This is a genomic window from Bradyrhizobium sp. USDA3516, assembly GCF_057651995.1.
The window spans coordinates 392,727-408,121 of sequence record NZ_JBYGYN010000002.1 but is presented as its reverse complement, the minus strand read 5'-3'; the positions used below and the strand labels follow the sequence as shown (position 1 = coordinate 408,121).

At 65.5% G+C, this 15,395-nt stretch carries 15 protein-coding genes; 11 read left to right on the top strand and 4 right to left on the bottom strand.

The window, feature by feature from the left end; translation table 11 throughout:
- Positions 1-80: 80 nt before the first annotated feature.
- From AC24YW_RS07810 to AC24YW_RS07790, 5 genes are all read left to right on the top strand, one after another.
- A complete protein-coding gene (locus AC24YW_RS07810) occupies positions 81-2,162 on the top strand; it encodes a M3 family metallopeptidase (protein ID WP_487482178.1) in 2,082 nt (693 codons plus the stop codon).
- On the top strand, positions 2,162-2,830 hold the full coding sequence (locus tag AC24YW_RS07805; RefSeq protein WP_487482177.1) for a DUF1007 family protein: 669 nt from the start codon (positions 2,162-2,164) through the stop codon (positions 2,828-2,830). The genes AC24YW_RS07810 and AC24YW_RS07805 overlap by 1 nt, the downstream gene beginning before the upstream one ends.
- On the top strand, positions 2,827-3,486 hold the full coding sequence (locus AC24YW_RS07800) for a DUF1007 family protein (protein WP_487482176.1): 660 nt from the start codon (positions 2,827-2,829) through the stop codon (positions 3,484-3,486). The genes AC24YW_RS07805 and AC24YW_RS07800 overlap by 4 nt, the downstream gene beginning before the upstream one ends.
- Positions 3,483-4,592: a nickel/cobalt transporter gene (locus AC24YW_RS07795; protein ID WP_487482175.1), complete on the top strand. Its 1,110-nt coding sequence runs from the start codon at positions 3,483-3,485 to the stop codon at positions 4,590-4,592. Before AC24YW_RS07800 ends, AC24YW_RS07795 begins: the two co-directional genes overlap by 4 nt.
- A 171-nt stretch (positions 4,593-4,763) precedes the next feature.
- Positions 4,764-5,201: an acyl-CoA thioesterase gene (locus AC24YW_RS07790; RefSeq protein WP_487482174.1), complete on the top strand. Its 438-nt coding sequence runs from the start codon at positions 4,764-4,766 to the stop codon at positions 5,199-5,201.
- A gap of 6 nt (positions 5,202-5,207) precedes the next feature.
- Here AC24YW_RS07790 and AC24YW_RS07785 read toward each other — a convergent pair whose 3' ends face one another.
- Entirely contained in the window at positions 5,208-5,606 is a 399-nt protein-coding gene (locus tag AC24YW_RS07785) for an MAPEG family protein (protein WP_487482173.1), read from the bottom strand.
- An 81-nt stretch (positions 5,607-5,687) separates the two neighbouring features.
- Here AC24YW_RS07785 and hemH point away from each other — a divergent pair, with 81 nt between their 5' ends.
- From hemH to AC24YW_RS07765, 4 genes are all read left to right on the top strand, one after another.
- Complete coding sequence (hemH, locus tag AC24YW_RS07780; protein WP_487482172.1) at positions 5,688-6,725, top strand: ferrochelatase; 1,038 nt, start codon at positions 5,688-5,690, stop codon at positions 6,723-6,725.
- Positions 6,726-6,735: 10 nt separating this feature from the next.
- On the top strand, positions 6,736-7,713 hold the full coding sequence (locus tag AC24YW_RS07775; protein WP_487482171.1) for an ABC transporter substrate-binding protein: 978 nt from the start codon (positions 6,736-6,738) through the stop codon (positions 7,711-7,713).
- Positions 7,714-7,945: 232 nt separating this feature from the next.
- Positions 7,946-8,941, top strand: a complete 996-nt coding sequence (locus tag AC24YW_RS07770; protein ID WP_487482170.1) for an SPFH domain-containing protein — start codon at positions 7,946-7,948, stop codon at positions 8,939-8,941.
- A gap of 55 nt (positions 8,942-8,996) precedes the next feature.
- Entirely contained in the window at positions 8,997-9,440 is a 444-nt protein-coding gene (locus AC24YW_RS07765; RefSeq protein WP_487482169.1) for an NfeD family protein, read from the top strand.
- A gap of 159 nt (positions 9,441-9,599) precedes the next feature.
- Here the strand turns inward: AC24YW_RS07765 and AC24YW_RS07760 are convergent, their stop codons facing one another.
- Entirely contained in the window at positions 9,600-9,926 is a 327-nt protein-coding gene (locus AC24YW_RS07760; RefSeq protein WP_487482168.1) for a winged helix-turn-helix transcriptional regulator, read from the bottom strand.
- An 83-nt stretch (positions 9,927-10,009) separates the two neighbouring features.
- Between AC24YW_RS07760 and AC24YW_RS07755 the strand changes: the two genes are divergently transcribed.
- Positions 10,010-10,561, top strand: a complete 552-nt coding sequence (locus AC24YW_RS07755; RefSeq protein WP_487482589.1) for a carboxymuconolactone decarboxylase family protein — start codon at positions 10,010-10,012, stop codon at positions 10,559-10,561.
- A gap of 145 nt (positions 10,562-10,706) precedes the next feature.
- On the opposite strand, the gene AC24YW_RS07750 is transcribed toward AC24YW_RS07755, so the two are convergent.
- Positions 10,707-11,714, bottom strand: a complete 1,008-nt coding sequence (locus tag AC24YW_RS07750; protein ID WP_260376180.1) for a KpsF/GutQ family sugar-phosphate isomerase — start codon at positions 11,712-11,714, stop codon at positions 10,707-10,709.
- A 191-nt stretch (positions 11,715-11,905) separates the two neighbouring features.
- On the opposite strand from AC24YW_RS07750, the gene AC24YW_RS07745 reads away from it, so the two are divergent.
- On the top strand, positions 11,906-13,654 hold the full coding sequence (locus AC24YW_RS07745; RefSeq protein ID WP_487482167.1) for an outer membrane beta-barrel protein: 1,749 nt from the start codon (positions 11,906-11,908) through the stop codon (positions 13,652-13,654).
- Between the two features lie 145 nt (positions 13,655-13,799).
- On the opposite strand, the gene AC24YW_RS07740 is transcribed toward AC24YW_RS07745, so the two are convergent.
- Positions 13,800-15,251 carry a glutamate synthase subunit beta gene (locus AC24YW_RS07740; protein ID WP_487482166.1) on the bottom strand — a complete coding sequence of 484 codons (1,452 nt, stop codon included), beginning with the start codon at positions 15,249-15,251 and terminating at the stop codon, positions 13,800-13,802.
- Positions 15,252-15,395: the final 144 nt, after the last annotated feature.

The following is a 15,395-nucleotide window of genomic DNA, read 5'->3' as shown; positions in this document are numbered from 1 at the left end:
GCAAGGGCAAACGGCCCAAAAAAGCCCCACGCGTGCTATAGCTGGCCGCAGCAATCGAGCCACGAAATCCGGGACTTGTGATGTCAGAACCCCGCCAAACTACGGACGCCGAGACCAATCCGCTGCTGAAGGCCTGGGTGACGCCGTTCGCGACCCCACCCTTCGACGAAATCAAGCCGGAGCATTTTCTGCCGGCCTTCGAGCAAGCCTTCGCCGACCATTCCGCCGAGATCGCGGCGATCACCAACGATCCCGCGGCGCCCGACTTCGCCAACACGATCACGGCGCTGGAGCGTTCGGGCAAGCTCTTGAGCAAGGTCGCGGCGGTCTTCTATGACCTCGTCTCGGCGCATTCCAACCCGGCCATCCTGGAGATCGACAAGGAGGTCTCCCTGCGGATGGCGCGGCACTGGAATCCGATCATGATGAACGCCGTGCTGTTCGGCCGCATTGCCCATCTGCAGGAGAACCGCGTGGGTCTCGGTCTCACAGCCGAGCAGCTGCGCCTCTTGGAGCGCACCTACACCCGCTTCCACCGCGCCGGCGCCGGCCTCTCCGAGGAGGCCAAGACGCGGATGGCCGAGATCAACGAGCGGCTGGCCCAGCTCGGCACCGGCTTCAGCCACCATCTGCTCGGCGACGAGCAGGACTGGTTCCTGGAGCTCGGCGAGGCCGACCGCCAGGGTCTGCCGGAGAGCTTCGTCGCCAGCGCCAAGGCTGCGGCGGAAGAGCGCGGTATGGCCGGCAAGGCGATCGTCACGCTGTCGCGCTCCTCGGTCGAGACGTTCCTGAAGAGCTCCGCCCGGCGTGACCTTCGCGAGAAGGTCTACAAGGCCTTCATCGCGCGCGGCGACAACGGCAACGCCAATGACAATAATGCGACCATTGTCGAGATCCTGAAGCTGCGCGAGGAGAGTGCCAGGCTCCTGGGCTATCCGACCTACGCCGCCTACCGGCTCGAGGATTCCATGGCCAAGACGCCGGAGGCGGTGCGCGGCCTGTTGGAGCGGGTCTGGAAGCCGGCCCGCGCCCGCGCGCTTGCCGACCGCGACGAGATGCAGGCACTGATCACGGAGGAGGGCGGCAATTTCAAGCTCGCCCCCTGGGACTGGCGCTTCTACGCCGAGAAGCTCCGCCTTCAGCGTGCCAATTTCGACGATTCCGCGATCAAGCCATATCTCGGCCTCGACAACATGATCGCCGCCGCCTTCGACTGCGCCACCCGCCTGTTCGGCGTCACCTTCGAGGAGCGCAAGGACGTTCCGGTCTGGCATCCCGACGTCCGGGTCTGGGAGATGAAGGACAGGGACGGCAAGCACAAGGCGCTGTTCTATGGCGACTACTTCGCCCGGCCGTCGAAGCGCTCCGGCGCCTGGATGACCTCGCTGCGCGACCAGCAGAAGCTCGACGGCGACGTCGCGCCGCTGGTTCTCAACATCTGCAATTTCGCCAAAGGCGCCGGCGGCGAGCCCGCGCTGCTCTCGCCCGACGATGCCCGCACCCTGTTCCACGAGTTCGGTCACGGCCTGCACGGCATGCTCTCCAACGTGACCTATCCCTCGCTGTCGGGCACGTCAGTTTTCACCGACTTCGTCGAGCTGCCGTCGCAGCTCTACGAGCACTGGCAGGAGCGCCCTGAGGTGCTGCAGAAGTTCGCCCGCCACTACCAGACCGGCGAGCCGCTGCCGGACGACCTGCTGCGACGCTTCCTTGCGGCGCGAAAGTTCAACCAGGGTTTTGCCACGGTCGAGTTCGTCTCGTCCGCGCTGGTTGACCTGGAATTTCACACCCAGCCGGCTGCCGCCGCGCAGGATGTCCGAGCCTTCGAGCGACGCGAGCTGGAGAAGATCGGCATGCCCGAGGAGATCGCACTGCGTCACCGGCCCACGCAATTCGGCCACATCTTCACCGGCGACCACTACGCCGCCGGCTATTACAGCTACATGTGGTCGGAGGTGATGGACGCCGACGCCTTCGGCGCGTTCGAGGAGGCCGGCGACATCTTCGATCCGGCGGTCGCCAAGCGTCTGCACGACGACATCTATTCGTCGGGCGGATCTGTCGATCCGGAAGCCGCCTATGAGGCCTTCCGCGGCCGTCCGCCCGAGCCGGACGCGCTGCTCCGCCGCCGCGGCCTGCTCGACAACGCCAGGGCGGCCTGATGAGCATGCGCGCGCTGTTCGGATGCCTGCTCGCTGCCGCGACGACGCTCGCGGCGGGGGCAGCGAGCGCGCATCCGCATGTCTGGATCACCGCGACCAGCGAGCTGCTTTACGCTGCGGACGGCACTGTTACCGGCATCCGTCACGCCTGGACTTTTGACGACGCATTCTCGGCCAATGCTGTTCAGGGGCTTCGGCGAGAGTCTACGGGCGCCTATGCCCGCGAGGAGCTGGCGCCGCTGGCGCAGACCCAAGTCGAGGCACTGAAGGATAACACCTACTTCACTTTCTTGAGGGCAAGCGAGACTTTCTTCCAGGTAAGCGAGAGGCTTTCGTTTGCAGAGCCGGTCGATTACTTCTTCGATTACGAGGACGACCACCTCACTCTGCATTTCACGCTGCCGCTGCAAACGCCTGTGAAGGCGAAGTATGTTCGTCTGGCTATTTTTGATCGTTCCTTTTTCATCGATTTTCGATTGGTAAAGGAGCATCCGCTCAAACTCGTCGGTGCGCCCAGCGGTTGCGAGGTCTGGCTGCGGCGGGCCGTTGGCAACGAACAAGACCGCAAGCTGGTGCAGGATGCGAGCGAGGATACCTTCAAGGAGGGTGGTGCGAACGTCGCTGTCGGCCTGTTGTTCCTCGTCCCGATGGAGGTGGAGTGCCCATGATCCTGGCGGTTTGGATATCTTCGAGGCGCCGCCTGTTCGGATTGCTGCTGGCCGCCGGCTTGTCGCTGGCCGCAGATGCAGCGAGCGCGCATCCGCATGTCTGGATCACCGCGACCAGCGAGTTGCTCTACGCGGCCGACGGCAGCATCACCGGCGTCCGCCACGCCTGGACCTTCGACGACATGTTCTCGGCCTATGCGGTGCAGGGGCTCGAGAGCAAGACCAAGGGCGACTATACGCGCGAGGAGCTCAAGCCGCTGGCGCAGACCAATGTCGAGTCGCTCAAGGAATACGCTTACTTCACCTTTGCGCGAGCCGACGGCAAGAAGGAGCGATTCCAGGAGCCGGTCGATTATTTCCTCGACTACAAGGACGCGGTGCTGACCCTGCATTTCACCTTGCCGCTGAAGAGCCCGGTCAAGCCCAGGCAACTGGTGCTCGAAGTGTTCGATCGTTCCTTCTTCATCGACTTCCAGATGGCCAAGGACAGTCCGGTCAAGCTGGTCGGTGCGCCCGCGGGCTGCCAGATGAAGCTGGAGCGGCCGAACGACGGCACCGCGAGCGCCCAGAAGCTGAACGAGCAGACTTTCCTGAACGGCGAGAACTCGAATTTCGGCATGATGTTCGCCAACAAGATCACGGTGGATTGCCCTTGAAGCCGCAACTCTCTCCGCTCACGCGCGGGCTGCTCGCCACTGCCGCTGTGCTGCTGGTCGTGGCTGTGACGGATGCTGCGCTTCATGATCTCCTCGCGCAAAACCCGTTCGGCGCGCCGCGACCGGCGCGGGCGGCCGAGCCCGAGGCAAGCGGCCTCATTGGCTGGTTGCTCGCCAAGCAGTCGGAATTCTATCGCCAGATGTCGGCAACCATCAGGGCTGCGAAGTCCGATGGGTCGGCGGTGTGGACGCTGCTGTTCATCTCGTTCGCCTATGGCGTCTTCCACGCCGCCGGTCCCGGCCACGGCAAGGCGGTGATCGCCTCCTATCTGGTCGCCAACCGCGAGACCGCACGGCGCGGCATCGCGCTGTCCTTTGCTTCGGCCCTGATGCAGTCCCTGGTCGCGATCCTCATCGTCGGCATCTCGGCCTGGGTGCTGAATGCGACCGCCAAGACCATGTGCAAGGCCGAAGGGGTGATCGAGATTGCGAGCTACGCCCTGATCGCGCTGTTCGGCCTGCGCCTGGTCTGGGTCAAGGGCCGCACCTTCATCGGCGCACTCCAGGCCGCCCAGCCGGTGCCGGCGATGGCGGGCGTGCCGCACGACCACGATCACCACCAGCATGATGCGCACGCTCATCATCACCACGATCACGGCCATCAGCACCACCATGGCCACGGCCACGCTCACCACGGGCACGACCACGTCCATGACGAGCATTGCGGCCATTCCCACGGGCCCGCGCCAAGCGAGCTCGCCGGCCCCGGTGGCTGGCGGCGCGGCTTCGCTGCGATCCTGACCGTCGGCATCCGGCCCTGCTCGGGCGCGATCCTGGTCCTGGTGTTCGCACTCGCGCAGGGTCTGTTCTGGGCCGGTATCGCCGCGACCTTCCTGATGGGATTGGGCACCGCCATTACGGTCGCGGCCATCGCGGTCGTCGCCGTCTCCGCCAAGAACATCGCCGCCCGCCTCAGCGCCGGCCGCGACGGCGGTGGCGCGTTGTTCATGCGCGGCATCGAGTTCGGCGCCGCGGGCCTGGTCCTGCTGTTCGGCGTCGGCCTCCTGTTCGGCTACATCGCCGCCGAACGGACCACGTGTTTCTAGGGGCATCTGCACTCGCGGTGCTAATTGAGAAAGACGGTTGCGCGCCTTGCTCCGTCATTGCGAGCGCAGCGAAGCAATCCAGAAATCTCTCCGCAGCGGCAAGTCTGGATTGCTTCGTCGCAAGGGCTCCTCGCAATGACGGGCCTGATATACTCGGTCGGGGGATTTAAGATGTCGCGCGAAAACTTCTGGTTCTTTCATCCGTTCCGGGTGCGCTATTCCGAGATCGACGGCCAGGGCGTCGTCTTCAACGCGCACTACCTGACCTATTTCGACACCACCATCACCGAATATTTCCGCGCGCTCGGCTTCGACCAATATGCAGATGCGCAGGCGAGCGGCATCGATTTTCACGTCGTCAAATCGCTGATCGAGTACAAGGCGCCTGTCAGGTTCGACTGGGAGCTCGAGGTCGGCGCGCGCGTGGCGCGGATCGGCAATTCGAGCCTCGTCTTCGAGCTCGCCATCTTCCTGAAAGGTGGCGCGGATGCGCTGGTGACCGGCGAAATCGTGTGGGTCTACACCAATCAGGAAACCCATCGCCCGGTCACGATCCCGGCATCGATACGGGCGCTGATCGCCACGCGGGAGCGTCATCTGGCGACGTGAGGCCGCTCACACCGGCAGGAACCGTTTCAAAGCGGGCATGAAGAAGATCCCGAGATTGATCGCAAAGCCGATGCTCCAGAGGATCGAGCGCAGCGTCGGGCGGTTGCCGAGATAGGTCAGCACATAGGCGATCCGCACGATCAGGAACAGCGCCGCGAGTTCGTCGATCAGTCGCTGCGGCGCTTCCCTGTATTCGGCGAGCAGCACCGCGAACGCAAAGAACGGAAACGTCTCGATGCCGTTCTGGTGCGCGCCGAGCGCGCGTTGCGACAGGGCGTCGTCATAGAAGGCGGGATCGCGCGGCCGCGAATTGTCGAAGCGGCGAAACCTGATCCATTTGACCGAGACGATCGTAGACAGATAGAGCAGCAGCGCCCCGAAGACACACCATTCCGCGAGCGTCATCGTCCCCTCCCCCTTGGGTGCGACCCTAGCGAACCCCGGCTCATCTTGACAAGTTCGGACCAACGCGCGACCCAACCAGCCATGAACAGCGTCGTCCCCCTCGAGACCGCGAAGCCGGCCACCCGATCCGCCCTGCCGCGTGTCGGCGTGCTTCTGGTCAATCTCGGAACGCCCGATACCGCCGATGCCCCGGGCGTGCGGGTCTATCTCAAGGAGTTCCTCAGCGACGCCCGCGTCATCGAGGACCAGGGCCTGATCTGGAAGCTGGTGCTGAACGGGATCATCCTGCGCAGCCGTCCCCGCACCAAGGCGCGCGACTACCAGAAGATCTGGAACAATGAGCGGAACGAGTCGCCGCTGAAAACCATCACCCGCTCGCAAAGCGACAAGCTCGCGGCCGCCTTGTCGGACCGCGACAATGTCGTTGTCGATTGGGCGATGCGCTACGGCAATCCCTCGATCAAGTCGGGCATCGACGCGCTGGTCGCGAAAGGTTGCGAGCGTATCCTGGCCGTGCCGCTCTATCCGCAATATTCGGCTTCGACCTCGGCGACGGTCTGCGACGAGGTGTTCCGCGTGCTGGCGCAGCTGCGCAGCCAGCCGACGCTGCGGGTGACGCCGCCCTATTACGAGGACGAAGCCTATATCGAGGCGCTCGCCGTCTCGATCCAGACGCATCTGGCGACGCTGTCGTTCGAGCCGGAACTGATCGTGGCGTCCTTCCACGGCATGCCGAAATCCTATGTCGACAAGGGCGATCCCTATCAGCAGCACTGCATCGCGACGACCGAGGCGCTGCGCCGCCGGCTCGGCATGGACCAGACCAAGCTGCTGCTGACCTTCCAGTCGCGCTTCGGCAACGACGAGTGGCTGCAGCCCTATACCGACAAGACCATGGAGCGGCTCGCCAAGGAAGGCGTGCGCCGCATCGCGGTGGTGACGCCGGGCTTTTCCGCCGACTGCCTGGAGACGCTGGAGGAGATCGCGCAGGAGAACGCCGAGATCTTCAAGCACAATGGCGGCGAGCAGTTTTCCGCGATCCCCTGCCTCAACGACAGCGGACCGGGCATGGACGTGATCCGCACCCTGGTGCTGCGCGAGCTCCAGGGCTGGATCTGATGGGCGTCCCATGAACCGCCGCCGGTGCCTGGCGCTTCTTGGGATGCTCGCGGCGCTGCCGGCCCCGGCCCTGGCGCAGCAGCCGAACGCGACACGGCGGCTCGGCGTGCTCTCGGTCACGGCTGCTGATGATGCGATCGGCCAGACGCGCAGCATGGCCCTGGTCGAATCGCTCGCCGGCCAAGGCTGGAAGGAGCGCGACAATCTCGAGATCGATTGGCGCAGCGCCGGCGGCGACCGCGCCCGCATCGCGCAGCTCGCCGACGAGCTGATCGCGCTCAAGCCCGACATCTTGCTTGCGGTCGGCACACCCTCGGTCGAAGAGCTGCGCCGGCGCACCACGACGATCCCGATCGTGTTCGCGGTCGTCACCGATCCCGTCAGCCAGGGCTTTGTCGAAAACCTCGCGCATCCCGGCGGCAACCTCACCGGTTTCACCGATTACGACGGTCCGCTGGCCGGCAAATGGCTGGAGATGCTGACGCAGGTGACGCCGAAGGTGTCCCGCGTTGCGGTCGTCTTCAATCCCGCCACCGCGCCGTTCGCGCCCCTGATGCTGCGCACCATCGAGGACGCCGGTCGCTCGCTCCATATGACGGTGGAGCAAGCGCCGGTGCATGACGAGGCCTCGATCGCGGCGCTGGCTTCCAGGCAAGACGGCGCCATCCTGGTCCTGCCGGACTTCTTCACCATGGCTAACCGCGCGCAACTGCTCTCGGCGATCGCACAGGCGCGCGTGCCCGCGGTGTTCTGGAGCCGGACCTTCGTCGACGAAGGGGGGCTGATGTCCTACAGCACCGACAGCGTCGAGCAGCTCCGCCGCGCCGCGGGCTACATCGATCGCATCCTCAAGGGCGCGCAGGCGGCCGACCTGCCGGTCCAGAACCCCACCAGGTTTGAGCTCGCGCTCAACCTGAAGGCGGCGAGAGCGCTCGGCGTCACGCTTTCCCCCGGCCTGCTTGCAATTGCGAACGACGTGATCGAATGAGCCCGCCCGTGACGGGACGCCTCGCCCGCATCGGGCTTTAGGTCTGCGCCCGCGCGATTCAAGAGCCTGTCGCAAATACATATCGCGACCGCTCCCTTGCTGTGCGTCTTGTGTGGAATTGCGCCGATACCGACGTGAATTGCGACCGCTGAACCGGTAGGATCGTGATCCCGACCAATGACAGCGCCGGAAAGGGCATTCTCCTGATTTCTTTTCCCGGCTTGGAGGAGATATGAGCGGTTTCGATATTTTCGCGATTGTTCTGGTGTTGCTCGTCATCGTCACGCTGGTCGCCGGCGTGAAGACGGTGCCGCAGGGCTATGACTGGACCATCGAGCGGTTCGGCAAATACACCCAGACGCTGAGCCCCGGGCTCAATTTGATCGTGCCCTATTTCGATCGCGTCGGGCGCAAGATCAACATGATGGAGCAGGTGATCGACATTCCCGAGCAGGAGGTGATCACCAAGGACAACGCCACCGTGACGGTGGACGGCGTCGCCTTCTATCAGGTGTTCGATGCCGCCAAGGCGAGCTATGAGGTCGCCAACCTCACCCAGGCGATCACGGTCCTGACCATGACCAACATCCGCTCGGTGATGGGTTCGATGGACCTCGACCAGGTGCTGTCGCACCGCGACGAGATCAACGAGCGCCTGCTCCGCGTGGTCGACGCCGCGGTCTCGCCCTGGGGCGTCAAGGTCAACCGCATCGAGATCAAGGACATCGTGCCGCCCGCCGACCTCGTCGAAGCCATGGGCCGGCAGATGAAGGCCGAGCGGGTCAAGCGCGCCGACATCCTCGCGGCCGAAGGCCAGCGCCAGTCCGAGATCCTGCGCGCCGAGGGCGCCAAGCAGGGCCAGATCCTCCAGGCGGAAGGCCGCCGCGAGGCCGCCTTCCGCGATGCCGAGGCGCGCGAGCGATCGGCGGAAGCCGAGGCCAAGGCCACGCAAATGGTCAGCGAGGCCATCGCCAAGGGCGATGTCGCTGCGCTAAACTATTTTATCGCCGACAAGTACATCAAGGCATTCGGGCAACTGGCCGACTCGCCGAACCAGAAGGTCATCATGCTTCCGGTCGAAGCGATGAGCATGCTGGGCTCGCTCGCCGGCATCGGCGAAATTGCGAAGGCCACGTTCGGCGAAGGCGCGGCGACCGCCGCCCGCCGCGGCGGCTCGGTACCGACGACTGGCAGCACGCCGCCGGCGGTGCCGCCGCGGCAGGGATAGTGACGGGCGCATGACCTTCCGATGAGAACTTGCGCCAATTGAGAGAGGTCGTGTCATGACCGACATGTTCGTATCGCTCGGCAACTGGAACTGGCTGATCCTCGGCTTCATCCTGATGGCGCTGGAGGTGCTGGCGCCGGGCATCTTCCTGTTCTGGCTCGGGCTCGCTGCGCTGCTGGTCGGGCTGATCTCGTTCGCTGTTGCCATTTCCTGGCAGATCCAGCTCGTGATGTTCGCGATCTTTGCCGCCGCGGCCGTGCCGATCTGGCGCCGTCTCGCCAAGCCGAAGCCGAACGCCAGCGCCAGCCCGTTCCTCAACAAGCGCAGCGAAGCGCTGCTCGGCCGTGAGTTCACGCTGGAGAAGCCGATCATCGACGGCACCGGCACCGTGCGCATCGGCGACACGGTGTGGCGCGTGGCTGGGCCCGATACGCCGGCAGGCACGCGGGTGAAAGTGGTGCAGGTGGACGGCGCGAACCTGACCGTGGCGGCGGCGTAGCTGCTTCTTCACCTCTCCCCGCTTGCGGGGAGAGGTCGGATTGCATCGCAGATGCAGTCCGGGTGAGGGGGTACAGGTCCCTCGAGAATCTCAAGCGTGGAGAGAGGCCCCTCACCCCGACCCTCTCCCCGCAAGAACGGGGAGAGGGAGAGCGCCGTCTCACCTCCTCCATCGCTCCGCAAACCTGTGCAGCGGCATGAACGTCTCGCACAATTCCCGGCCCAGCGGTGTCAGACCGTAACCTCCGCCGTCGCCCAGCTCCACGAAGCCCGCCTCGCGCAGCTCGGTCAGCCGGGCCTGCAGCACCGTGGGCGAGGCCTCGTCGCAGGCGCAGCGCAGGGCGCGCGAGGTGAGGGGCTCTCCGCGCAACTCCCATAATATCCGCAAGGCCCAGCGCCGGCCGAGCAGGTCGAGCAAAGCCATGATCGGCCGCCCGGTGCGCGAGCCACGGACGCTGCGTGTCGTCGATCCCGCCTGTTTCGCCATCGTCGCCTCTTGCGCTGTGCTACAAATAATGTAGCGTATTGCTATGATAAATGTAGCAGAGGAGCCGGCCCATGTCTGCCGCGATGTCCCAGGCCTCACCGCGCATCGCGCCGCTCTCGCCGCCTTATCCCCCGGAGATCCAGGCGCAATTCGACCGCATCATGCGCGGTGCGCCGCCGCTGGTGCTGTTCCGGGTGATCGCGGGCCATGGGCGCGCCTGGGACAAGTTTCGCAGCGGCGGCCTGCTCGATCCGGGCCCGCTCTCGCTGCGCCAGCGTGAGATCGTCATCGACCGCACCTGTGCGCTGAACGGATGCGAATACGAATGGGGCGTGCATGTCGCGATCTTCGCCGGGCCGGCGAAGCTCACCGCGGAGGAGGTGCGTGCGACGGCGCTGGGTGATGCGAATTCGGCCCTTTGGTCGCCGGCCGAGCAGGCGCTGATCGCAGCCGTGGACGCGCTGCATCATCGCGCGACGTTGAGCGACGACGAATTCGCCGCGCTCTCCGCGCATCACGACGAGGCGCAGATCCTGGAGATCATGCTGCTGTGCGGCTTCTATCGCACGGTGTCGTATCTGGCGAACGGGCTGCGCTTGCCGCTGGAGCAGAACGCGGCGCGGTTTCCGGAATAGGTCTCTCCGCCGTCATTGCGAGGAGCGTCTCATCCTCACCGTCATTCCCGGGCGCGCGAAGCGCGAGCCCGGAATCCCTCGGGCAGCGACTTCGGGGTGAAATGGATCCCGGGCTCATCGCTGCGCGATGCCCCGGGATGACAGGTCAGGCCACGCCCGCGCGCAGCAGATCGTGCAGGTGCACGATCCCCACCACCTTGTTCGCTTCGGTCACCAGCAGCGTGGTGATCTTCCGCGTGTTCAGCACCTCGATCATCTCGGTCGCGAGCATCGAGGGCGGCACGGTCTTGGGCTGCTTGGTCATGATCTCGTCGACAGTCACCGTCAGCAGATCGGGTCGCATGTGGCGGCGCAGATCGCCGTCGGTGATGATGCCGACGGCCTCGCCCGCATCGTTGACGATGCAGACGCACCCCAAACCCTTGGCCGACATCTCGACCACGGCTTCCGACATCTCGGTACCGAGCGGCTTGAGCGGAATCTCGGCGCCCGTGCGCATGTAGTCGCGGACGAATTTCAGCATCGCGCCCAGCTTGCCGCCGGGGTGGAAATGCGCGAACTCCAGCGCCGTGAAGCCGCGCCCTTCGAGCAGCGCGATCGCAAGCGCGTCGCCGATCGCGGCCTGCATCAGCGTCGAGGTGGTCGGCGCCAGATTGTGCGGGCAGGCCTCGCGCGCCTTCGGCAGCTCGATCACGAGATCGGCGGCCTGTCCCAGCGAGGACGACGCGTTCGACGTCACCGCGATCATCGGGATCGCAAAGCGCGCCGAATAGTTCACGAGGTTCTTCATCTCCGGCTGCTCGCCGGACCAGGACAGCGCCATGATGACGTCGTCGGGCGTGATCATGCCGAGGTCGCCATGGCCGGCTTCGGCGGCGTGCACGAAGAAGGCGGGCGTGCCGGTCGAGGCCAGGGTCGCGGCGATCTTGCGGCCCATATGGCCTGATTTGCCGAGCCCGGTGACGATGACGCGGCCCTTGGCGTTGCGGATCAGCTCGACCGCCTTGGCGAAGGGCTCGCCCAGCGGCCCGCGCAGCGCGGCGGCGAGCGCATTGATGCCGCCGCTTTCCGTCTCCAGGGTGCGGAGCGCAGATTCGACGCTATCGGGAATGGAGCCGGATGATTGGGTCATCAGCGGTTTCGAGCTCGGCATGGTCGGGTCCAGGGAGGAGGGGCGTTCGCCTATTGGCGCCTGCTTAGCACGCCCCGATCAGCGAGGCGACGCGCCGGCCTCCGCCCTCAACGGGTCATTAACCATAATTGTTTTAACTCCATTAACGATGGTTCCCGCCAGCCGGTGGGGACGATCGAGAAAGTATTTGATTTCGTTGGGGTAATTCCATCGTGGGGTCGTCTCCAGGCAGGGGCCGGAGCAAGGTCGCGCATTTCCTGCGCGCCGCTTTGCCGTGCCTTGTGCCAGGACTTGCGCTGACCGGCCTCGCAAGTGGCCCGGCGGCGGCCCAGGGCCTGACGCCCGACCTGTTCAATCCCAACCGCGGCGGCTTCGCCTCGCCTGACACGCTGCCGACCCGCCGTACCGCCGGCGTGCCCCAGGCGCCCTCCGACACATTGCCGAAACTGCCTGATCCCAACGCCGACCCGCGCCAGCGTCCGCAGACGCCGGCGAGCTCGCGTGTCGGTCAGGTCCCGACCTATGGCCTGCCGGCCGCCACCGGCGCGAGTGGCTCCGGCTACGACTCGCTCAATCGCAAGCGCCAGCAGCCCAAGCTTTATCCGGGCCAGCCGAAGCCGAAGCGCGCCGGTCCCGGCTCGCCGCCGCCCGCAACGCCGGCCACGACGCTCGGCCCGCCGCGCATCGCGCCGCCGCCGTCCGAGACCGCGCACAAGGTGCCGGTGCCGGCGGCGATGGCGGGCAATGTGCCCGGCCAGCCGCTGCGCCGCCGGCTCAGGGCCGATGACGATCCGTTCGGCGCGGTCGGCGATTATGCGGGCAGCTTCCTGATCAAGGGCGGGCTCGAGCTCTCCGCCGGCTATGACAGCAATCCGACGCGCCTCAATAGGCCGGTCGGCTCGCCCGCCTATGTCATCGCACCGGATCTGCTCGTGGTGTCGGATTGGGAGCGCCACGCGCTGGTCGCCGATCTGCGCGGCTCGTTCTCGGGCTACACCAACGACATGCCGGCGACGATCAACGGCTTCGCCTCGCCATCGCCGGTCGAGGCCAACCGTCCCGATTTCAACGGCCATGTCGATGGCCGGCTCGACGTCACCCGCGATTTCAAGCTGACCTCGCAGCTGCGCCTGCGGCTCGCCACCGACAATCCCGGCAGCCCCAACGTGCAGGCCGGCCTGCAGAGATATCCGGTCTACGCCGCCTACGGCACGACGCTCGGCTTCGACCAGACCTTCAACCGTTTCCAGGTTGCCGCCGGCGCCACGATCGATCGCACCGCCTACACCGATTCCAAGCTCACCGACGGCTCGAGCTTCAGCAACGACGACCGCAACTTCAACCAATATGGCGGCGTCGGCCGCTTCTCCTACGACCTCAAGCCGGGCCTGAAGCCCTTCGTCGAGATCCAGGGCGACAGGCGCGTGCACGACCAGGCCTCCGACCGCAACGGCTATTTCCGCGATTCCAACGGCGGCTATGCCAAGGTCGGCTCGTCCTTCGAGTTCTCGCGCATCCTCACCGGCGAGATATCGGTCGGCTATTCCGCGCGCAGCTACACCGATCCGCGCCTCAGCCAGCTCGCGGGCTTCCTCACCACGGGCTCGCTGATCTGGAGCGCCAGCGGCCTCACCACGGTGAAGTTCTTCACCGACACGCAGATCTCGGAGACCACGGTCCCCGGCTCCTCCGGCGTGCTGGTCCGCACCTACTCCGCCGAAGTCGACCACGACTTCCGCCGCTGGCTCACGGCGGTCGGCAAGTTCACCTACGGCACGCTCGACTACCAGGGCCAGAACCGCAACGACAAGACCTACTCGTTCGAAAGCAATCTGATCTACAAGCTCAACCGCAACATCTGGGTGAAGGGCACGCTGCGCCACGACATCCTGGATTCGAGCCTGGCGGGATCGAGCTCGCAGGGCACGGTGGTGTTGCTGGGGGTGAGGCTGCAGAATTGAGAGAGCCTGCTGCCGAGCGCATCTCTCTCTATCGTCATTCCGGGGCGCGCGAAGCGCGAACCCGGAATCTATCTATCCACCAACCCTGAGGCCCGATGGATTCCGGGTTCGCGCCAAGTGGCGCGCCCCGGAATGACCAGCTCAACTACCGCGGCAGATCCGTCTTCCCCATCAGGAACGTGTCGATCGACCGGGCGCACAGCCGGCCCTCGCGGATCGCCCAGACCACCAGCGACTGGCCGCGGCGCATGTCGCCGGCGGTGAACACGTTCGGGCGCGAGGTCTGGTAGTCGAGCGTGTTGGCCTTGACGTTGCCGCGGGGATCGAGCTCGACGGCGAGCAGCTTCAGGAGGCCCTCGTGCACGGGGTGGACGAAACCCATCGCGAGCAGGACGAGCTCGGCCTCTAACTCGAACTCGGTGCCGGCAATCGGCTTGAACTTGTCGTCGACGCGCACGCAGTGCAGCTTCTTGACCTTTCCGTTTTCGCCGGAAAACTTCTGGGTCAGCACCGCGTATTCGCGCACGGCGCCTTCGGCCTGGCTCGAGGACGTCCGCATCTTCAGCGGCCAGTTCGGCCAGGTCAGGCCCTTGTTCTCTCGCTCAGGCGGCGCGGGCATGATCTCGAGCTGGGTCACCGAGAGCGCGCCCTGGCGCAGCGAGGTGCCGATGCAGTCAGATCCAGTGTCGCCGCCGCCGATGACGACGACATGCTTGCCACCGGCCAGGATCTCCTGGACGCTGCCGAGCGGCTCCTCGGAGACGCGGCGGTTCTGCTGCGGCAGGAAGTCCATGGCGTAGTGGATGCCGGTGAGCTCCCGGCCGGGGATCGGCAGGTCGCGCGGGGCCTCGGCGCCGCCGGTCAGCGCCACGGCGTCGTATTCGTTCAGCATCTCGCGCGGATCGACGTTGCCGTCGGCCCCGACATGGCTGTTGTAGTGGAAGGTGACGCCTTCGGCTTCCATCTGCGCCACACGGCGGTCGATGATGCCCTTCTCCATCTTGAAGTCGGGGATGCCGTAGCGGAGCAGGCCGCCGGCCTTGGCGAACTTCTCGTAGACGTGGACGTCGTGGCCGGCGCGCGCCAGCTGCTGCGCGCAGGCCATGCCGGCCGGACCCGAGCCGATCACCGCGACCTTCTTGCCGGTCTTATGCGGCGCGATCTCGGGAGGCAGCCAACCATTGTCCCAGGCGCGGTCGACGATCGCGCATTCGATCGTCTTGATGGTGACGGGGTTGTCGTCGATGTTGAGCGTGCAGGACGCCTCGCACGGTGCCGGGCAGATGCGCCCCGTGAACTCCGGGAAATTGTTGGTCGAGTGCAGGTTGCGCGAGGCCTCTTCCCAATTGTCCTGATAGACGAGGTCGTTCCAGTCGGGGATCTGGTTGTTGACCGGGCAGCCCGGCGTGCCCGGCGCGACCGAGCCGGTGCCGTGGCAATAGGGAATGCCGCAGTTCATGCAGCGCGCGGCCTGGTCGCGCACCTCCTTCTCGGAGAGCGGAACGACGAATTCCTTGTAATGCTTCACGCGCTCGGCGACCGGGGTGTACTTGCGGTCGTGCCGTTCGATTTCCAGAAAACCCGTGATCTTGCCCATTAAACCCGAAGTCCCTGCCGCTTAAGTTCTTTGTTGCTTACCCACCGTCATTGCGAGGAGCTCTTGCGACGAAGCAATCCAGTCTGCATCAAGGAAGAAAGTCTGGATTGCTTCGCTTCGCTCGCAATGACGGGGTGTGATGCC